The 19,494-nt window shown below is 36.5% G+C and carries 20 protein-coding genes; 10 read left to right on the top strand and 10 right to left on the bottom strand.

The window, feature by feature from the left end:
• Nucleotides 1-283: 283 nt before the first annotated feature.
• Nucleotides 284-853 carry a TetR/AcrR family transcriptional regulator gene (locus ABH968_RS08620; RefSeq protein WP_370043628.1) on the bottom strand — a complete coding sequence of 190 codons (570 nt, stop codon included), beginning with the start codon at nucleotides 851-853 and terminating at the stop codon, nucleotides 284-286.
• Nucleotides 854-1,029: 176 nt separating this feature from the next.
• Here ABH968_RS08620 and ABH968_RS08615 point away from each other — a divergent pair, with 176 nt between their 5' ends.
• A complete protein-coding gene (locus ABH968_RS08615) occupies nucleotides 1,030-1,788 on the top strand; it encodes an SDR family oxidoreductase (RefSeq protein ID WP_370043627.1) in 759 nt (252 codons plus the stop codon).
• A 73-nt stretch (nucleotides 1,789-1,861) separates the two neighbouring features.
• Here ABH968_RS08615 and brnQ read toward each other — a convergent pair whose 3' ends face one another.
• Nucleotides 1,862-3,199 (bottom strand): branched-chain amino acid transport system II carrier protein, encoded by a 1,338-nt coding sequence (gene brnQ, locus ABH968_RS08610; protein ID WP_370043625.1) that lies wholly within the window; start codon nucleotides 3,197-3,199, stop codon nucleotides 1,862-1,864.
• Between the two features lie 185 nt (nucleotides 3,200-3,384).
• Nucleotides 3,385-4,137, bottom strand: coding sequence for an alpha/beta hydrolase (locus ABH968_RS08605; protein WP_370043624.1), 753 nt, complete (start codon nucleotides 4,135-4,137; stop codon nucleotides 3,385-3,387).
• 595 nt (nucleotides 4,138-4,732) lie between these two features.
• Here ABH968_RS08605 and ABH968_RS08600 point away from each other — a divergent pair.
• Nucleotides 4,733-5,614: a LysR family transcriptional regulator gene (locus ABH968_RS08600; RefSeq protein WP_370043623.1), complete on the top strand. Its 882-nt coding sequence runs from the start codon at nucleotides 4,733-4,735 to the stop codon at nucleotides 5,612-5,614.
• Between the two features lie 78 nt (nucleotides 5,615-5,692).
• On the opposite strand, the gene ABH968_RS08595 is transcribed toward ABH968_RS08600, so the two are convergent.
• The 5 genes from ABH968_RS08595 to ABH968_RS08575 all read right to left on the bottom strand — a co-directional run bounded on the left by ABH968_RS08595 (nucleotide 5,693) and on the right by ABH968_RS08575 (nucleotide 10,021).
• A complete protein-coding gene (locus ABH968_RS08595; protein ID WP_370043622.1) occupies nucleotides 5,693-7,051 on the bottom strand; it encodes a sensor histidine kinase in 1,359 nt (452 codons plus the stop codon).
• On the bottom strand, nucleotides 7,048-7,719 hold the full coding sequence (locus ABH968_RS08590) for a response regulator transcription factor (protein WP_370043621.1): 672 nt from the start codon (nucleotides 7,717-7,719) through the stop codon (nucleotides 7,048-7,050). Before ABH968_RS08590 ends, ABH968_RS08595 begins: the two co-directional genes overlap by 4 nt.
• 276 nt (nucleotides 7,720-7,995) lie before the next feature.
• Nucleotides 7,996-8,382 carry a PepSY domain-containing protein gene (locus ABH968_RS08585; RefSeq protein WP_370043619.1) on the bottom strand — a complete coding sequence of 129 codons (387 nt, stop codon included), beginning with the start codon at nucleotides 8,380-8,382 and terminating at the stop codon, nucleotides 7,996-7,998.
• A 202-nt stretch (nucleotides 8,383-8,584) separates the two neighbouring features.
• A complete protein-coding gene (locus ABH968_RS08580) occupies nucleotides 8,585-9,382 on the bottom strand; it encodes a DUF1835 domain-containing protein (protein WP_370043618.1) in 798 nt (265 codons plus the stop codon).
• Nucleotides 9,383-9,397: 15 nt separating this feature from the next.
• Nucleotides 9,398-10,021 carry a LysE family translocator gene (locus tag ABH968_RS08575; protein WP_370043616.1) on the bottom strand — a complete coding sequence of 208 codons (624 nt, stop codon included), beginning with the start codon at nucleotides 10,019-10,021 and terminating at the stop codon, nucleotides 9,398-9,400.
• 292 nt (nucleotides 10,022-10,313) lie between these two features.
• Between ABH968_RS08575 and ABH968_RS08570 the strand changes: the two genes are divergently transcribed.
• From ABH968_RS08570 to ABH968_RS08540, 7 genes are all read left to right on the top strand, one after another.
• A complete protein-coding gene (locus ABH968_RS08570; protein WP_370043614.1) occupies nucleotides 10,314-10,697 on the top strand; it encodes a sodium:proton antiporter in 384 nt (127 codons plus the stop codon).
• Nucleotides 10,698-11,280: 583 nt separating this feature from the next.
• Complete coding sequence (gene proB, locus ABH968_RS08565) at nucleotides 11,281-12,375, top strand: glutamate 5-kinase (RefSeq protein ID WP_370043613.1); 1,095 nt, start codon at nucleotides 11,281-11,283, stop codon at nucleotides 12,373-12,375.
• A gap of 12 nt (nucleotides 12,376-12,387) precedes the next feature.
• Nucleotides 12,388-13,638, top strand: coding sequence for a glutamate-5-semialdehyde dehydrogenase (locus tag ABH968_RS08560; protein ID WP_370043612.1), 1,251 nt, complete (start codon nucleotides 12,388-12,390; stop codon nucleotides 13,636-13,638).
• 271 nt (nucleotides 13,639-13,909) lie between these two features.
• On the top strand, nucleotides 13,910-14,788 hold the full coding sequence (locus ABH968_RS08555; RefSeq protein WP_370043611.1) for a DMT family transporter: 879 nt from the start codon (nucleotides 13,910-13,912) through the stop codon (nucleotides 14,786-14,788).
• 417 nt (nucleotides 14,789-15,205) lie between these two features.
• Nucleotides 15,206-16,180, top strand: a complete 975-nt coding sequence (locus ABH968_RS08550; protein WP_370043610.1) for a carbohydrate kinase family protein — start codon at nucleotides 15,206-15,208, stop codon at nucleotides 16,178-16,180.
• Nucleotides 16,181-16,200: 20 nt separating this feature from the next.
• Nucleotides 16,201-16,590 (top strand): RDD family protein, encoded by a 390-nt coding sequence (locus tag ABH968_RS08545; RefSeq protein WP_370043608.1) that lies wholly within the window; start codon nucleotides 16,201-16,203, stop codon nucleotides 16,588-16,590.
• Between the two features lie 62 nt (nucleotides 16,591-16,652).
• Complete coding sequence (locus ABH968_RS08540; protein WP_370043606.1) at nucleotides 16,653-17,417, top strand: aminoglycoside 6-adenylyltransferase; 765 nt, start codon at nucleotides 16,653-16,655, stop codon at nucleotides 17,415-17,417.
• A 35-nt stretch (nucleotides 17,418-17,452) separates the two neighbouring features.
• On the opposite strand, the gene ABH968_RS08535 is transcribed toward ABH968_RS08540, so the two are convergent.
• A complete protein-coding gene (locus ABH968_RS08535) occupies nucleotides 17,453-18,157 on the bottom strand; it encodes a hypothetical protein (RefSeq protein WP_370043605.1) in 705 nt (234 codons plus the stop codon).
• Nucleotides 18,158-18,315: 158 nt separating this feature from the next.
• A complete protein-coding gene (locus tag ABH968_RS08530) occupies nucleotides 18,316-18,741 on the bottom strand; it encodes a GNAT family N-acetyltransferase (RefSeq protein WP_370043604.1) in 426 nt (141 codons plus the stop codon).
• Nucleotides 18,742-18,994: 253 nt separating this feature from the next.
• On the opposite strand from ABH968_RS08530, the gene ABH968_RS08525 reads away from it, so the two are divergent.
• Nucleotides 18,995-19,447 carry a MarR family winged helix-turn-helix transcriptional regulator gene (locus ABH968_RS08525; RefSeq protein ID WP_370043603.1) on the top strand — a complete coding sequence of 151 codons (453 nt, stop codon included), beginning with the start codon at nucleotides 18,995-18,997 and terminating at the stop codon, nucleotides 19,445-19,447.
• Nucleotides 19,448-19,494 lie beyond the last annotated feature (47 nt).

Below are 19,494 nucleotides of genomic sequence, written 5' to 3'. Positions count from 1 at the left end.
TAGATTTTGTTCGAAATTTAGTTTGTCGACATTCTGAACACAAATCCAAGAGAGTCTGTACGTGCTTGATAGAGATTTTTTAAACGAGTATTAAGATTATTTTTTTGATCTGACGACTGCTTAGTAGACGTCTTTATATCTTTTAATAATTTTATTTTGGTTATTGTTAAGAGTCGAATTTGAGTCATTTGTCGTTGATATGACAGCGTTTCGAGTCTAATCCTGATGTTGATTTTAATGTTTACTTAGACTATTTTGTTCCACTCTTCTATCCTATTCTCCATCACTTTTCACCAATTCGCAAAATAGCCGCAAGTTGTTTATTCAAGGTACTTACGCTATCCGCAAAATCTTGGCGATACCATTGAATGATTAGGCCGATGATTGCGTTTGCTTGATAAGCACTATAATACTCAATGGATATCTCATCATGTATTTTATTATGGACTGTGATATCCCTTTTTAGCAGAGAGAAAATTCCATCAAATAACATGTAATAGTATGTCAAAGGCACATTTTTTGAAAAAACAATGCGATAGAACATTTTGAAGCGCTCAATATGATGAAAAATACGAATTGTCTTTGGATCTATTTGGTTTTTATCCAATGTTGTGACTGCACGGTACGGTTCCTCATAGGAATTATGCAAGTCCTCCATGATTTCATGAAAATATTCCTCAAATAGCCCTTCCTTTTGCTCATAGTGCAAGTAGAAGGTACCCCTGTTCACCTTTGCCACCCGACAAAGTTCTGCGATTGTTATATTTTCTAAAGGTTTCTCACTTAATAAAGTTAGTAAAGCATTATGTAATGCTTGCTTCGTTTTGACAACCCTTAAATCGTTAGCGCTCATATTTTTTATCCCCTTACTAAACAGATTTTTTCATATGTGTTGATTATTGAACAGTTCTGAGTTTTTTGCGCATTGAAATCGCTTACAAATCTATTATATTATTTTAATGAACACATGTTCAATATCTAACATAATATATAAATCGAAACAATCATAAATAATAGGAGGTTTTTGTGATGAGATTAGAAGGTAAAGTAGCAATCGTAACAGGCGCGGCGTCAGGTATGGGTAAAGCAATCGCAGAAGGTTATGCAAAAGAAGGAGCAAAGGTCGTAGTTTCTGACTTAAATTTAGAAGGTGCACAAGCAGTTGTTGAAGGTATCGAAGCAACTGGTGGCACAGCGATCGCTGTTCAAACAAATGTCGCTTCAACAGAAGACTTACAACGCTTATTTGATGAAACAAAAGATGCTTATGGCAAATTAGATATTTTAGTGAATAATGCTGGTATTATGGATGGTATGGAGCCAGTTGGTGAAGTTTCTGATGAACGATGGGACAAATTATTCGCGGTAAACACTACTGCTGTTATGCGTTCAATGCGTATGGCGACAGAGATTTTCCTTGCTCAAGGACATGGTGTCTTTGTTAACAATATTTCTGCTGGCGGTCTATATGGAGCACGTGCTGGGGCTGCCTACACTGCTTCTAAGCATGCTGTTGTTGGTCTCACTAAAAACACGGCATTTATGTATGCAGATAAAAATATTCGCTGTAATGGTATCGCTCCAGGTGCAGTTATCACAAACATTGCTTCTACTATGACAAATGTGAGTCAAACAGGTGCAGCTCGCCAAGCACTAGGTTTATCCATTAACCCTCGTGCTGGACAACCTGAGGAAATCGCTCAGCTTGCTATTTTCCTTGGCTCAGATGAAGCAAGCTTTGTCAACGGACAAGTAATTGCTGTTGATGGTGGTTGGACAGCTTACTAAGTTTTAACATACGAAAAAGCACGCACATGAAATTCAATTGTGCGTGCTTTTTTTTCATTTTAAATTAAATCTTTTACACTCTTTTTGCTGGAATTAAATAGCCAATCAAAGCACCAATTAACGCTGGTAATATCCATCCTAAGCCTATATCGTATAAAGGTAAAAAGTTCGAATAAGCTTTCTCAATCGCATCAAAAATACTTAATTTCGTTGTAGGAATGCTAACTACTAATGCTTTATAGCCATCAATGAAACTAATAAAAATTGTAAAAATCATAGTAATCGCATATACCGTTTGCTTATTTTTAAATAGTGATGAACATAATGCAAGGACAATTAAGACAATTGCTAGCGGATATAAGAACATCAGCACTGGAATGGCAAACTTAATAATATTCGTTAATCCGAAGTTGGCAATTGTAAATGATACAGCGCACAATAACAAAACAAACCATTTATAGCTTATTTTTGGGAACACTTCGTGAAAAAACTCACTACAAGATGTGATTAAGCCAATACTTGTTTTTAAACAAGCAAGGACAATAATAACTGCCAATAAAATAGCCCCAAATGAGCCAAAATAGTGATCTGCCACTGCAGCAAATATTAAACCACCGTTATCAAATGTACCAACAGCATCAATACTCGATGCCCCCATATACGTTATTAAACCGTATATTAACATCATTAATACCATGGCAAAAATACCAGATTTCCACGTTGTTTTAGCAATTCCCTTTCTATCAGTTATTCCTGCGCTTTTAATCGCGTTAATAACGACAATACCAAAAGCTAATGAGGCTAACGCATCCATTGTGTTATAGCCTTCTTTAAAGCCTGTCATAAATGCCGAATCAATATAGTCTCCCATAGGCTGCTGGAAATGCCCCATTGGTTTTACAATACTAATAATAATTAAAATAAATAACACAATCAAAAATGCTGGTGTTAAATATTTTCCGATATAATCCATAATTTTCGCTGGATTCAATGAGAAATAAAAAACGATGGCAAAAAATACGAAGCTAAATAAAGCAAGGAAAAGTGTTGTATGCTCAGCTTGTATATATGGTTCAAAGCCGACAACAAACGGAACTGTTGCTGTACGTGGGATCGCAAAAAAAGGACCGATCGTTAAATAGAGAGCTAATGAAAAGATGACACCGAATATAGGGTGAACACGATTCGCTAAGTCACGCAAACCGTTACTACCTGATAAACCAATAGCTAAAATACCTAGAAACGGTAAACCGATAGCTGTTACTAAAAATCCAATTAGGCCAAACCAAAAGTTGGTTCCTGCTAATTGTCCAAGCTGAATTGGAAAAATAAGATTCCCCGCTCCAAAAAACAGTCCGAAAAGCATCGTACCAATGACTGCATATGTTGAAAAAGGTATTTTCTGTTGCATTTTGATGTACTCCTTAGATGTATTTAACCATTGCAAATAATTTAAATAGAGATTTCCTTGCTACAATTCCACTATGGTATCAGGCATTTATTTTAAAAACAATAGTTTTTTCTTTTATAATCGTTAATTGTACAGTTCTTAGCTTTTAGTAGACAAAACTAAAAGAGCTGTCTGCTGACAGCCCCTTAGTTTGCTACTGACCACTCTACATGATCTAAAAACTTGTATACGTCCTCGTACACTTTGTCACGCTCTTTGTCTAATGTAATAATATGACCAGAATTTTCATACCAAATGATCTCTTTATCATCTGTTTCCACAGTGTTTAGAATGAATGGTGCACTTTCTTGATAAAGTTCATCATCTAATGAACCTTGTAATACTAATGTAGGTGCTTTGATTGTAGATAATTCATCGCGTGTTTCTGTAGTTAAACGTGTCACACCATCCAATGAATCCTTAGGTGTAATACGTAATTCATGTAATTCTGAAATAATTTGATCTTTTGATTTATTTTCAAAATGTTTATATAAACGAGCGTAATGATATAAACGTGTAAATAAGCCTTTTGAGTTATCGCGTGTGATTGGTGCACACATGGCAACACATGCTTTCACAGGAAACGTCTCTGCTACTTTTAACGAAAATACGCCGCCAAGTGAAATTCCTACTACCGCGATTTCTTCATGACCATTACTTTTTAGGAAGTTATAACCTTCCACAACATCGTTCCACCAGTCTTCTGGTCTTGTTTCAAGTAATGCTTCTGGCTCTACGCCATGCCCACTATAAATCGGTGCATGAACTGTATAACCACGTTTTGATAAAAATTCACCTAGCTTTTTTACATCTTTTGTGCTACCTGTGAATCCATGCAGTAATAGTACGGCTTTTTTGCCTCCCTCAATTGTTAGAGGTTGTGGCTTTGATAAATTCATTTTATAATATCCCCTTCACGGAAACTTGTAATTGTGTAATTTATGTGTCTATCTTAACACCCTTTATTCATAATGTACAATTTATAGTTTTTATCATATTAATGTCTTTTGTGCATTAATGATGTGAGGTTAATGGCTGTTATATCACACTTTCTGCTACTTTCATTGTGCATTCTTCATTTTACGTACTCCGTTTTTTAAAAATTTTTTATCCCGCATTAACGGGCAGTATTTTATCTGTACTGAAAATGAAGCAAAACTCAGCGAAAGCAAAGAAGTTAGGTGGGAGATAACTGCCCGTAAATGCCCGATTGGTGAAGACTAATAATCAGTGGGAAAAACCCCCACTGATTAAGTTTCACTTTATCCCGCATTAACGGGCAGTATTTTATCTGTACTGAAAATGAAGCAAAACTCAGCGAAAGTAAAAAAGTTATGCGAGAGATAAACTGCCCGTAAATGCCCGATTGGTGAAGACTTATAATCAGTGGGAAAAACCCCCGCTGATTAAGTTTCACTTGATGTGCCTATACTTCCTATTCTTTTACCGTTATAATGCAGTTAACTCAAAAATAACGGGAATTGAGGTAAAAAAATGGAATGGCAGCAATTAGAATATTTCGTAGCAGTAGCAAAGCTTGAGCATATGACTCGTGCTGCTGAAGCATTAGCTATTTCTCAACCTGCATTAAGTCGTTCGATTTCAAAGCTTGAAGAAGAATTAGGAGTACCCTTGTTCGACCGACAAGGACGTTCGATTATGCTCAACCGATATGGCGAGCTTTTTTTGTATCGTGTCCAACGCATGCGTAAGGAATACGAAAAAGCAGTTCTAGAATTACAGGAGCTTAATAACCCAGAGCTAGGAGATGTATCACTCGGCTTTTTACATACACTAGGGACTAGCATCGTACCTGATTTGATCCGCGCTTTCCGTCAGAACCATCCGCATATACGCTTTCACTTTACACAAAATTACTCACATTCCCAGCTTAAGCAATTGCTCGCGGGAGAGTTAGACCTTTGCTTACTTGCAGCGATTGACACAGAGCCACCTGTTTGCTGGAAGGAGCTGTGGCGTGATGAGCTTTATATTATGGTGCCTGTCGACCATCCCTTCGCCAATCGGAAAAGCATTAAAATGAAGGAACTTGAACATGAGAATTTTGTTCTTCTAAAAAAGGGTTACGCATTGCGCCGTACAGCTGATAGATTATTAAATGATGCAGGTATCAAACCGAAGATTACTTTTGAAGGTGATGAGGTATCAACAGTAGCTGGTTTTGTAGGTGCTGGCCTCGGCGTGTCGTTACTGCCTGTTGACGAAGACTTGAATCCAAATAAATTGGCGAAAATTCGTGTGGAGGATATGGTTTGTGAACGGATAATAGGTATGGCTTGGATTGAAAATCGATACCTTCCACCATCAGCACGACAATTTCAGCAATTTGTATTCGATTTTTACGATAAAAAATAATGGAAAGCTTCTATCATTCATAAAAATGGTCTATAGCAGAAAAGTGAGTAAGATTGTTACTCACTTTTCTTAATATGTTCAAATGGATTTGGGAAAAGTCAGTGTAACTGATGTCCCCTCATCTAATTGGCTTTCAATAGATAATTTGCCATGATAGTTGTCCATCAATTTTTGTGCAATGGATAACCCAATTCCATATCCCCCCTTTTTTCGATTACGTGATTTTTCCACTCGATAAAAACGGTTTGTAACAAAAGGTATATCTTCTTCAGGAATACCGATTCCAAAATCTTGCACAGTCAATTCATGCTGATGATAATAGATGTTTACTTTTTTTTCATCATTTGAATACTTAATAGCGTTATCGATTAATATTGTAAGTACTTGTTCAAGATGCCCTTCTGTTATGGCCAATGCTTCACTTTTAGTTATTTGAAGCGAAAAAGAGAAATCTGCATGGGTAATTTGAAAATCATTGATAACTTTTTCTATAATATATTGAGGATTCTCCAATATAATTGAGACATTCTTGATTTTTTCTGAATCTAGTCTAGATAATTCTAATAAATCCTTTACCAGTTTTTCCATTCGATTCACTTCTTTTAAAGATGAATTCAATGATTTATCTAACACTTCAGGATCATTTTTTCCCCAACGATTTAACATCATTAAATTTCCATTCAACACCGAAATCGGCGTTCTTAATTCATGTGAAGCATCTTCCACGAACTGTTTTTGTTGATTAAATGAAGTTTCTAATTGATCCATCAGTTCATTAAAGTGATTTGCTAATTCTGCAATTTCATCTTGCGCAGGCTGTACTTGCACCCTTTCTTTTAAACCAAACTTTTTAATTCTAGTAAGCGTTTGGGAAATATCTTGTATCGATCTAACGATTTGTTTCGAAATGAATAGCGCCCCTACTAAACTTAAGAAAACTGCACCAATCCCTGACAAAAACATAACTAGTCCAAATTGTGCTAATAAATTATCGAAAATCTCCATATTACGAATAATTTCAACTACAAAATTTGTACCATTTATAGGCTCGCGATACACTAACAGTCGGTCGTCACCTGTTTTGATTAATTCAAAGTGTCCGTTTTGAACTGAGTGAGAAGGTACTTGCAATAATTCTTCTTCACTAACAGCGATAATACTTTTCCCGTTTTTATCCAATATACGAATGGTCTCTGATTTTTCATTAATGGAATGAATGAACGATTTATTTTCCTTAATAAACTGGCTAGAGAGCTTTTGGTCATCATAAAGATTTTGTATAGCTATCATCTTATTTTCAATCGACTGTTCTTCATAATGAACCATCCAACTGTTCATCACAAAATATTGCAATATATTATAGGAAACGAATAAGCCAATCATCATTACCGTTGTCCATAAAATAACTTTTGTTTTTAGCTTTAACGATTTCATCATTTCATTACATACCCGACGCCACGAACCGAATGAATATAAAGATCTTCATCATTTTGAAGTTTATTGCGCAAATATCTAACATAGACATCTACAACATTCGTTTCCACTTCCGTCTCATATCCCCAGATTTTTTCCAATATCAATTCTCGAGAAAGTACGTGATTTACATTTTGTAAAAATATTAAGAGGAGTTCATATTCTCTTTTTGTCAAAGGTATTTCTTCAGTCTCTTTCATAACCGTTCGAGACATCGTATCAACTTGTATTTCTTTAAATTTTAAGTGCTTGATAACATTCTTTTCATATCGTTCATTTCGACGAAAAATCACGCGCATTCTCGCTAATAGTTCTTCAATTGAAAAAGGCTTAGACATATAATCGTCAGCTCCTACATCCAAGCCCATCACACGATCCATAATGCTATCTCTCGCAGTAAGCATAATTATTGGCGTTTCTTTCACAAGCCGAATTCTTCTACAAATTTCTGTACCATTTAAATGAGGTAGCATTAAATCTAAGAGAATAAGGTCGAAATGTTGATTCAGTGCTGTTTCCAGCCCTTTACGTCCATCATGGATAACCGTCACATCGAAGCCTTCGTGTGTAAGTTCTAATTCTAAAAATTCCGTAATTCTTTCCTCGTCCTCTATGATTAATACTTTCTTCAAATGTGAACCCTCCTAAGATTTATACTATTTACATGTTACCGGATTATAGAAAAACTAACAATTCCCGAAGTTCTGTGTTTAATACGTTTGATTTATAGCTAGGATCATTTTCCGATACCTATTGCGAGTAGACTAACTGGTTGCATAATAAAGAGCAGGAGTTCATCTATTTTCCATCCTATAATCTCCATTTTAAAGAGATATTATTGCAACTACCTACAAAAAGTGACAAAAGAAAAAAGGAAGGGTCTTCACCCATTCCTTTAATTGATACGATTAATCGTTTTCTTCTGCTCCATCATCTTCATTTTCCGCTTCCACTTTCACTACTTTACCTGAAGCAGCATCGATTTTTACATCTTTCACATCGCCAGATGAAGTTTTTATTTCAAAACCGTAAACCACAACACCGTCTTCATCTTCTAATTCAGATTTTTGCACTGTTCCTGTAACATTTTCAAGAGCAATCTCTTGGGCTTTTTCTACTGATAATTTTGCTTTTGCTTGCAGTTCAGCAATGTTATCGTCATCCTTTTCAGTTTCTACCTGACTAGTTTCCACTTTATCGCTACTAGCAAATGCAGAAGTGATGACATAATTACCTGCAAACGCGCCTCCAATAAATGTTGCTGCTAAAACTGGAATCATTAATTTCTTTATCATTTTGAGTTCCTCCTAAAAATTATTGTAAAGTTTTCTTACAGTCCCTATTCTGACAGGTCGTTATGAAAAGTTTAGGAGAATGCTTTAAGAGTTCAATAAATTTTTAATGAGTATTTTCTCATTTTGAGGTTCACTACAAGACAATTTTCTGCAACATCAAAAACCACCTTCTCCATAAGAAAGGTGGTTGCTGCAAAGAAATTTATTTTCCTACATATTTTACTTGATAAGAATGCATATCTTTTGTATCTCCATTAATCTCAAAAAGCCCCTGATTTGCAAGGGTCATTAAGCGTTTTTCCACAAACTCTTCACTTAAATAATCATCAATTGCACCAATTGTTTCACCGATGATACGCATCGGTATTAGCCATTCCTCATTTAGTTCGGCATGTGCTCTTTCCGCACATTCCAAAATGATAGGATCCAATGCATCTTCCGCTACATGTACTATTCCATCTTGCCAAACTCGCAGTGTACTAGGGTTTTGTTTCAGCTCTTCCCATTCCTTTGCAAGTTGCTGACACTCATCAATAGAAAACCGCTTTGCCTCTGAACGGAGCTTCATTAACAAGTCTGACGCAAGTTCACCTGTTTGACGAATCATCATGTTTGGCTGTACACGTTTCAAGCCCTCTGTAACATCAATCCCATATACCATACTACATTTATTAATCAACTCGCTCATGACAAAACGTAACCCAATCTCTTCATGAGTACTTTGGCTGTACCAAACCCAGACATCAACATCGCACGGTAAACCTGCAATTCTTTTCTTCCAAGCATTCTGAAGATCCTCGTACAATTCACGTTCTTCATTGTCCCTAAAAATATAGGATTCTAACCAGCTTTTTCGTTCTTCTGGGCTGCTTAATGGACCAATCGAAAAAATCTCATTGACAGAAAGCACAGTCTCATCTCGTTGTAAATGATGTTGTCGTATCGCATGTTTTATCGAACCTTGTGTAGATAAGCTAAACGTTATATGTAAAATCGCCATGAAAATCCCCCTCTTTTACTGTTTACTCAGCGCTATTTGTATTCCAATAAAAGTAAAAAGCACACCTTGAATCATATTTAATCGTTTAGCAATTGCAGGCTTCCCAATAATTACTTTTCTTACTTTACCTGCAAAAACACTAAATAATGAGAATAGTATAAGCGCTTGTACTAAAAATACAATACCCAAAATTAACATCTGTAAACCTACATGGCCATTAGAAGGATTTACAAACTGTGGCAATAGTGCTAAGAAAAATAAAGAAACTTTTGGATTTAAAATATTCATGAAAATACCTTTTCGATATAACGTCACATAGGCATGTACATTTTGCTGTTCCAATGTGAATGGATCGCCTTTCGCACGAAACGATTGCCATGCTAAATACAATAGATACGCTGCTCCTGCAAACTTAACAATGGAAAAAATAACTGTTGATTGATAAATAATAGCCGAGATACCGAGAACAGCCGCACCTATATGAACGAGCAAACCTGTACACAGACCAAGTGATGTCGCTATACCAGCCTTTTTATCCTGTGTAATGCTTTGTGCAAGAACAAATAAATTATCTGGTCCTGGCATTAGTGTTAAAATAATTGCTGCTCCTAAAAACGCCAATATCGTTGAAAATGCCAATACTACCCCTTCTTTCCATTACTTTTAAATAGGTTCAACTAAATACATGACATACGTTTTAACAAAATATCATACCCTGATTTCGGTAATGAACAATTACTTTTAGAAAAGAACCATTATAAAATATTTTTTCCATTATACTACACGACGACGCACTCTTCTAAATTTTTACAAGAAAAATTATTCATTTCAATTAAGCTCGTTTAAACAACACTTTTCTCCTTTAATACCTTATAATGAATAATATCATAACGTAAAAGTCGTATTGTTTTGGAGAAAGAGGTGTTTGTCGGTGGCAGTAAGTGATATTGTAAAGCAATATGAAGACGAGCAAGGACATGTCTATTATAAAATGAAAACACATGATATCGAGGTACAGGCTGCACAAAATTCAGGGTTAGCGCCAGTTATTACTTATTTTATGGGTGAAAAAGAGATTACTGATGATATTCGAAGTTTGCGTTTTAGCCCTCGCCCTCCCTCAAGTTATATTCAAGATTACGATGAGTTTCAAACAATGCTTTATGCAAAAGAACAAAGTGCCATCAACGAACTATATGAACAAATAAGTATAAAACCGAAAAATATGTCTTCAGGAAAACAAATATTATGGAGCTTTTTTGTGATTGTTATGGCAATGCTCCCACTATTAGTCGCAATCTGGTGGTACAAGTAAACAAAGTTTCGTTAATTTCCCACTCATACTTTACCCTCGATTGTTCAGTATTACATCTTCCTATTAACATTCCTAATTAGCTTGACATACTTGCTAAAGTAGTGCATTCTTTATTCAATTACTTTTTGAGAAATGGAACATCAACTAAAATGGGCCATTCAAAAAAGATGTTGAATTATATAATAAAAGCGAACGAAGACTAATACCTAGAAACTACTTGATCAGAGAGCGATGCCCATCGGCTGTAAGGCATTGTACAAGAAAGACTAAAGAACCTACTTCGTAAAAACGTCCTAGCTAAACTAGGCGCAGTCTCAAGCGTTATGAGCAAAGTGGAATGTCAATGACGTTCAATGTAGGTGGTACCACGGAAAGCAAACCTTTTCGTCCTAATTTATTAGGATGAAAAGGTTTTTTTATTTTTAACTTCTTTCAGCAATCAAACATCCGCTGAAATAGAGGAACTCAGTCTAAGAACGCCACGTCATGTGGCAATTTATCTGTGCGAAAGCGTAGCGACAGCGGCAATTATGCCGAGGCATAATTGCTTATGGAAGTGTAATGGTGAATTGGAGGTATTGCTATGGAAAGAAAAAGGATCGTCGTCAAAATTGGGAGTAGCTCCTTAACAAATGCAAAAGGTGAAATTGATAAAATTCGTTTAATGGACCATGTTCAAGCGATAGCTGAATTAAAAAAATACGGTCATGAAGTATTGCTTGTTTCATCAGGTGCAGTTGCAGCAGGCTTTAAGCAGCTAGGGTACCCTTCTCGACCCGTTACAGTAAAAGGTAAACAGGCTGCAGCGGCGGTTGGGCAAAGTTTACTTATTCAAACCTACAATGCTTTGTTTAGCATTTATGATATTGTACCTGCACAAATTTTACTAACACGCACTGATTTTTCAAAAAAAGAGCGCTATAAAAATGCTTATGCCACATTTGAGGAATTATTAGAGCGCTCCATACTGCCAATCATTAACGAAAATGATACGGTATCTGTCAGCGAATTAACCTTTGGAGATAACGACATGTTATCGGCACTAGTAAGTGGTCTTGTTCATGCCGATCAGCTCATTATCTTAACTGACATCAATGGCTTGTATAACGCCAATCCAAATAAAAACCCAGATGCCAAACGTATTGATCGTTTAACAGAGGTATCTGATGAGATGCTAGGCTTCGCAGATGGTGCAGGTTCGAAGGTCGGTACAGGTGGTATGGAATCAAAATTATTGGCAGCTCGAGCAGCTTTAAATGCAGGTGTTAAGGTGTTTATCGGAACTGGTCACGGTGCGAATAAGCTTGTTGACATCGCAGAAGGACGTGGTGATGGTACGTATGTTGAGCATGACGCGCTTGCTATTTTAACAAATAATAAACAGTGGATTGCACTCACGGAAGTATCTGGTAAAATTTTTATAGATAGCGGTGCTGAACATGCATTATTAGCAAATGGGAAAAGCTTGTTGCCTGCTGGTGTATATCGTGTCGAAGGCGACTTCGCAAATGGCGACGTTGTCGAGGTCTATAGTGACAATGGACTGCTGGGCCGCGGTGAAGTCTTATATTCTTCCCTCGAGTTAGCACATGCGATGGGAAAACGTACAGATGAGTTAGCGAACTATCCAATCGAGGTCATTCACCGAGATAAATGGCTAAAAATCCAAACAAATTAAGGAGGAAATCACATGACTAGTGAAGTGCAACAAAAGGGAAAGCTAGCAAAGGCCGCAAGTTATATTTTAAATATTAAAACAACTTGTGAAAAAAATGAGGCTCTCACAAAAATTGCCGAACAATTAATAATTGACCAAGATACTATCATTGCTGAAAATGCAAAGGATTTAGCTCATGGCGAGAAACAAGGAATGCCCGCTTCTACACTTGATCGCATCATGCTAAACAAAGAACGAGTAGAAGCTATGTCAAGTGCCATTCAGTTACTTGTTGAATTAAATGATCCAGTAGGCAGTCTCTTAGAGCGAATAGAAAAAGATAATGGATTACTGATTGAAAAGCGTCTAGTGCCAATTGGCGTTATCGGTATGATTTACGAGGCACGACCTAATGTAACAGTGGATGCGGCAACATTATCATTGAAAACAGGCAATGCAGTCATTTTACGTGGTAGCTCTTCTGCCAAATTTTCTAATGTAGCTCTTGTGGCAAGTATTCATCGTGCCCTTAGCAAAACGTCTATCCCTGTGAACGCTGTACAATTAATCGAGGATACAAATCGTGAAACTGTTAAAGAATTATTCCATTTAAAAAAATACTTAGATGTATTGATTCCTCGTGGCGGAAAGGCACTTATTGACTTAGTAGTGAATGAAGCCACTGTACCAGTACTAGAAACAGGTGCTGGTAACTGTCATATTTATGTGGACCAAACGGCCGATTACATAAAAACAGAAAAAATTTGTATCAATGCGAAAACACAACGTCCTTCGGTTTGTAATGCAGCAGAAAGCTTACTTATCCATCCTGATTGGTTTAGTAAGCACGGCAAACAGCTACTAAGTGCATTGCATCGAGCCGGTGTGACAATTATCGGTGATGATACCGTTTGTCAAGCTCTTGATTTCGCTCAACTAGCGACAGCAGAAGACTATGCAACTGAATATTTAGATTTAAAAATAAGCGTTAAAATTGTGGAAAACGTTTATGAAGCAATCGAACATATTAATCAATACGGCACGAACCACTCTGAAGCCATCATGACAGAGGATCAGTTAGTAGCAGATACTTTCTTAAATAGCGTGGATGCTTCAGCTGTTTATCACAATGCCTCCACTCGCTTCACAGACGGCTTTGAATTTGGCTACGGTGCAGAAATCGGCATTAGTACGCAAAAATTACACGCTCGCGGACCAATGGGTTTACCTGCGTTAACATCTACAAAGTATTACATTCACGGTAACGGCCAAATCCGAGAATAATTGTAGACTATGAATGAAAAGCCGACAGCGTATGTCAACTGTCGGCTTTCTTTCCTTATTTTTTTGCAGAGACGGGAGCGGCTTCTATCTGATTAGATTCTACTGTTAGCTGAGCGGATTCAGATTCTACCTGAGCAAATTCTTCTCCTAGCTGAGGGTTCCAAACTCTACCTGAGCGAAAAACTTTGAGAACGGAGCGAAATAACGTTAAGTCTCCCCTACTTTCACAAGCGACAAGAATGATAATAATTTTATAGAAAGGAGGTTTTGGATGAACATATCAGCGATTATCAAACTAACTGTTTCAATGGCCCTTTTTGGCTCTATTGGATTTTTTACCGTTCATACTGGCGTACCTGCTACCGAACTAGTATTTATTAGATGTATTTGCGCTACCATCTTTCTAGGAGGAATGTGGCTTATCACAGGTGGTCATAAAACAGAGATATGGGATAAAAAAGAAATATTACGTACACTTCTATGCGGTGTCTTTATTGTCTTAAACTGGGTATTTTTATTTAAAGCCTTTGAAGAAATGTCAATTTCCATTGCCATTTCTATCTATAATTTAGCACCAATATTCGTATTAATATTTGGGGCATTGTTTTTAAAAGAAAAGATGACTATTCAAGCATTGTTAGCAACATTAACTTGTTTTATTGGCAGTATGTTCATTATTGGCTTAAATAATTTTATTACACTCTCTGAATTTATGAAATCCGGCTTTATTTGGGCATTACTGTCTGCATTGTTTTACGCGTTTACGATGCTTACAAGTAAAACAATCACAAAGCTTAGCTCCTATGCATTAACATATATCCAAACTACAGTCGGAATTATCATACTATTGCCATTTGTCAATTTTTCGCTATTTGAAGGCTTAACGACAACAAACTGGCTATATATTTTAGGAACAGGCTTTATTCATACAGGATTTGTTTACTATTTATTTTTTGATAGTATTCGGAGCCTCTCTACTATTCTAGTTTCAGTATTAGTATTTGTAGACCCAGTTGTGGCTATATTGCTTGATATGCTGTTGCTTGATTTTATGCCGAGCTTCATGCAAACAATTGGTATTGTATTAATTTTTGGTGGCATTTTTAACACAATTTACGTACCAAAGAAAAAGCGTGTGTCTCAGGCCTAATCCTTATTTATCTTCATTCAGCGGATGTTTTTTGTGGCGAAAGCGACGCGTCAGCTACAAATGTCTTTTGTACCGAAAGCGTAGCGACAGGTACAGAAGACTCCCACCTTTAAAGGTGAAGAGATGAATGTGGGTGTACTTCCTTTTCAGTGGATATATTCTCACACAGACTGGAATAGAGGAACTCAGTCTAAGAACGCAAAGGGCAAGGTGACGGATAGGTCGAGCAGATCGACGGATAGAAATGAAGGCGACGGAACAGACTGGCAGAACGACGGATGCAAAGTGCTTAGTGACGGAAAGGTTGGACAGAGCGACGGATAGAAAAGACAAAACGACGGAAAGCCCACGTCATGTGGCAATTTTTCTGTGCGAAAGCGAAGCGACAGCAACATTTTATTTATAGGAGGTTTTTCCGTGAGTAAACTTTTCGCAATTGGTGAATTATTAATTGATTTTACACCTACTGAACAAAATGCTTCCCTTGCTACAGTTGAGCAATTTACTAAAAATGCTGGTGGGGCCCCTGCTAATGTTGCAGCTGTTTGCGCAAAGCTTGGGCAACAGGCGGCCCTCATTACACAGGTAGGTCAGGATGCTTTTGGAGATTTTCTCGTAGAAACATTAAAAAAAGCCGAAGTCGATACGAACTATATTGTTCAAACTGTTGAGGGTGAAACGAGTCTAGCCTTTGTTTCCCTGACAAGTGATGGAGGCCGTGACTTTTTATTTTATCGCCGCCACGCAGCAGATTTACTTTACAGCAAAGAGCAACTCCCACCTAATCTATTAACAGATAAAGATATTCTTCATTTTTGTTCAGTTAATTTAGTGGCAAGCCCAATGAAACATGCACATGAGGCCTTTATTGAACAGGCTCATCAGGCAGGTAGTCTTGTTTCATTTGATCCAAATGTTCGCTTGCCACTATGGCATGATGAGAATGCATGTCGTCAAACCATTTTAGAATTTTTACCGAAGACCCATATCGTTAAATTGTCCGAGGAGGAACTTTTATTTTTAACAGCGATTGAGGATGAGGAAACAGCAGTCCATTCATTATTTCAAGGGAAAGTACAAGTACTCATAATTACTCGTGGCGCAGAAGGTGCAAGTCTTTATACTAAAAAGCTTCATGTCAAAGTGCCAGCTGACAAAGTTCATGCGATTGATACTACTGGAGCGGGTGATGCCTTTATTGGAGCATTGTTAGCTATTCTCCTAAGCAAGCAGGTTACAGCAATCAATCTAATAGACTTTTTTCAGCAGCAGGCTATCCCCCTCCTTACATTCGCGAATCGCTATGCAGGAGCTTCGACAGAAAAACATGGGGCCATTGCATCTTACCTTACCAAGAAAGAATTGACATTTAAAAATAATATGTTCTTTTAAATATTTGAGGAGGCGCTTCGATGAAATCTATTACAAAAAAACGAACTAAAGCATTTCTAATTGATTTGGCAATTTCAACGGCTGTCACGGCTGGAGTGGAATATGTCCTGCGAAAAAAAGTAAAAAACGAGGCCGTTCATGCCATTATCACACCGACTGTCGTTATGTGGTCACTTGAATTTGCACAATTACGTAAAAAAGGCCAAACAGTTGGCTACAAAAAAATGGGGCTAGTTCTTGAAAATGAAACTGGGAGTAAGCTGACTTCCACTCAAATTATGAAACGAATGGCTTACCGTGACTCAATTAGCACATTCGATTACTTGAAAAATCCAAAAGCATTCGAACAACAAAATGGACAACTTCTTCCTCACGATAGCTTCTCATGTACTGTTGTTAAGGAGGTCTAGCAAAATAGGGCTGCTCAAAAAATAACTTGGGTAGCCTGTTTTTATTGAAGGAGAGGATACTCTTGAAATTAGATCATGTTGTTGAGGTTTTACTTGAAAGTTTAAAAGATGATCACTATATTGAAGCTGTATTTTTACGAGGATCAATGGCTAGAGAAGAGCAAGATGAATTTTCAGATATCGATATTTATTGTGTTGTGAATGAAGAAAATATCAAAGCATTTTTGCCCAACCGCAACCAACATATTGAAGCTTATAAGAAAACATTATTCGTTGATGACATCTATATTATAGCCCCTCAGCTATTAGTCGTATATGAAGATATGATTCATATTGATTTATTTACAGTAACTCCCTCTGAAATAAGTAATAAAGATGCAATTAAAATATTATTTGATCCAAATAGAATCCTTACAGCTAAACAGAAAAATACAACGTTGGCATTAACTCCACTTGAATTTCAAGATGCTGTAGATGATACGGTTTGGTATTTGTATCAATATTATTGGAGTACAAAACGCGGAAATGAGATTTGGTGTGTTCACTTACTGCGGAATAGCTTAGAACACTTCGCTAAAGTACTGCTGTATAAATATTGTCCTGAGCGGGCTTTACTTGGACTTAAAGCGTTATATAATTCATTACCCACTGACCCATTAAATGAGATAGACGATATCATGAATTGTATGAGCCTTGTAACACATGAGATGGCAGTAATGAAATTAGTGAACTTCTTCGAAAACGAATCAGATTGGATATTTGAAAATGTGCCGAATAAAGAAAAAATTAAGCCATTATGGGAGAAAACAAAAGAGCTATTGCACTAAAAGAAAAATAGCAAACTAATATTATATCTAGTTTGCTATTTTTCAAGAATAAAACGTTGAATGTCACCTGACAAAATCGCTGTATCTGACGGGTACCAAAAATATGTATTTCCGTCATATTGTAAACTGTATTTATAAGCAATAGATTCATCCGTGTATAAGATAATAGCGTAGCTAATTGGATCTCTAGTACTTGTATCTGGTTCAAATGTTGGAGCCTTCTTACTGTTTGAAAGGATTTCCAGAAAGTCGTCTATTTCAGTTTTATCCACAAAAGCAGCAATTTGCTTTTTTCCCTCTGGTGTAAAAAATTTATATAGTTCAATCTTTTTTACTTGATCTAAAGGTACATGATCAAAGTACCATTTATACTCTGTACTTTCTCTAGTGAAATAAATTCGATAACCATTAATAGCTGATTGATCCTTTACTGCTATAACATCATCTTCTCCTTTAACAGAGTAAAGTTTAGTTCCTTTTTCTTGAAATGCAGCATCTCCATCTTTTAGCTTATAAGATGAATTAGAAACATTATCTGCTACTTTAAATTGAACTTCTCCTAATTCTTTTTCTATTAATGATTTATCTGCTAATATACCATTGTTAATACCATCATATTCAATACCGTTCCATTTGATAAAATCTACCCAGTCAATTACTATTTGACTGCCTCCAAACGGTATTGATTGACAGCCCATAAGGAAAATTAAGAAAAAGCTAAGCGTTACCCATTTCTTCACTTTATCACCCCTTTTAGAATATTAGACTTTCCATATCCTAAAAAATTACAATTCTAACTAGAATGATGATAATTTGATGTAGCCTTTCTTCTAATATTTTCTCAATACTCGGCATAAAACCGGACTTCTTAAACTCATACATCTAACTCCCTATTCAATTACTTTTTCATTAAAATATGTGGGATACCACAATCCATAAATTCTTCTCCCGCACGTTTATAGCCTAATTTTTCATAAAAGCCTTCTGCATAAGATTGAGCATTTAATTTAAATTTTGATAACCCTTTTTCAAGTGCAATCTCCTCTAACTTTTGGATAATGACTTTACCAAGGCCAAATTTACGGAAGTCCTTCAGTAAACAAATACGCTCTAGTTTGCCGTAACCATCAACAACTCGCAGTCTACCAGTACCAACAGGTTGATCGTTATAGTACACAAGAATATGATCACATGCTGCATCTAGTGTATCGAATTCATCAAATTCTTCTTCCTCTGGTACCTTTTGCTCCTCTATAAAAACTTTTTGACGAATGGCAAATGCTGTTTGTAAATCTTGTTCATCTGTAATTTTTTTCGTGTTCATTTTTATATTCCTCCTCGTTTTTTGCTGTTAGGAGCGTACTCTCCGTTGATAGAACTTTGTTTTCCGCCGGTAGAGCCGTATGCTTCGCCGCTAAAACTGCTTTTTCCGCCGCTAAAGCCGTCCTCTTCGCCGCTAAAGACGCTTTGCGGAACCTCCACCTGTAGATATGAAGTGAAATTTCCTTGCATGGATGATAATATATAGTATAGAGCATTTTTTATTGCAAATACAATAATTTTTTCGGAGGCAATCAATGAAGGAAATTTTGCGAGATATTGGTGCGATTGCGCGGGCACTTGATTCCATTAGTAATATTGAGTTTAAAGAACTCGATTTAACAAAGGGACAATATTTGTATGTCACTCGCATCTGTGAAAACCCTGGTATTATTCAGGAAAAGGTTGCGGAACTATTGAAGGTAGATCGCACAACTGCCTCCCGAGCGATTCAAAAGTTAGAAACAAAAGGCTTTGTAGAAAAGCGTAATGAAATTGGTAACAAGAAAAACAAACAGCTTTTCCCAACAGAAAAAAGTCTAAAGATTTATCCATTGTTAAAGCGAGAAGGAGACTATTCGAATGCTAGAGCATTAGATGGTTTTTCTCCTGAAGAAATTGACAGTATTCACGACTTATTAATTCGTATTCGTCAAAACATTGAAACTGATTGGGAATATGTAAAAAAAGGTCATAAACGAAATTATTAAAGGCGATTCCTTGCGCTTCTGAGCATTTGGAATCGCCTTTCTTTGTG

Source organism: Lysinibacillus sp. RC79, assembly GCF_041262405.1.
GTDB lineage: Bacteria > Bacillota > Bacilli > Bacillales_A > Planococcaceae > Lysinibacillus.
The sequence above is the reverse complement of the archived record's forward strand: the minus strand, read 5'-3'. Positions and strand labels throughout refer to the sequence as shown.

What these genes read in the sequence shown, in the direction of transcription:
- ABH968_RS08585 (WP_370043619.1), bottom strand. Translation starts at nt 8,382, where the DNA reads ATGATAAAGAAATTAATGATTCCAGTTTTAGCAGCAACATTTATTGGA.
- ABH968_RS08605 (WP_370043624.1), bottom strand. Translation starts at nt 4,137, where the DNA reads ATGAATTTATCAAAGCCACAACCTCTAACAATTGAGGGAGGCAAAAAA.
- ABH968_RS08580 (WP_370043618.1), bottom strand. Translation starts at nt 9,382, where the DNA reads ATGGCGATTTTACATATAACGTTTAGCTTATCTACACAAGGTTCGATA.
- proB (WP_370043613.1), top strand. Translation starts at nt 11,281, where the DNA reads ATGGAAAGAAAAAGGATCGTCGTCAAAATTGGGAGTAGCTCCTTAACA.
- ABH968_RS08620 (WP_370043628.1), bottom strand. Translation starts at nt 853, where the DNA reads ATGAGCGCTAACGATTTAAGGGTTGTCAAAACGAAGCAAGCATTACAT.
- ABH968_RS08600 (WP_370043623.1), top strand. Translation starts at nt 4,733, where the DNA reads ATGGAATGGCAGCAATTAGAATATTTCGTAGCAGTAGCAAAGCTTGAG.
- ABH968_RS08545 (WP_370043608.1), top strand. Translation starts at nt 16,201, where the DNA reads ATGAAATCTATTACAAAAAAACGAACTAAAGCATTTCTAATTGATTTG.
- ABH968_RS08530 (WP_370043604.1), bottom strand. Translation starts at nt 18,741, where the DNA reads ATGAACACGAAAAAAATTACAGATGAACAAGATTTACAAACAGCATTT.
- ABH968_RS08560 (WP_370043612.1), top strand. Translation starts at nt 12,388, where the DNA reads ATGACTAGTGAAGTGCAACAAAAGGGAAAGCTAGCAAAGGCCGCAAGT.
- ABH968_RS08615 (WP_370043627.1), top strand. Translation starts at nt 1,030, where the DNA reads ATGAGATTAGAAGGTAAAGTAGCAATCGTAACAGGCGCGGCGTCAGGT.
- ABH968_RS08525 (WP_370043603.1), top strand. Translation starts at nt 18,995, where the DNA reads ATGAAGGAAATTTTGCGAGATATTGGTGCGATTGCGCGGGCACTTGAT.
- brnQ (WP_370043625.1), bottom strand. Translation starts at nt 3,199, where the DNA reads ATGCAACAGAAAATACCTTTTTCAACATATGCAGTCATTGGTACGATG.
- ABH968_RS08595 (WP_370043622.1), bottom strand. Translation starts at nt 7,051, where the DNA reads ATGATGAAATCGTTAAAGCTAAAAACAAAAGTTATTTTATGGACAACG.
- ABH968_RS08555 (WP_370043611.1), top strand. Translation starts at nt 13,910, where the DNA reads ATGAACATATCAGCGATTATCAAACTAACTGTTTCAATGGCCCTTTTT.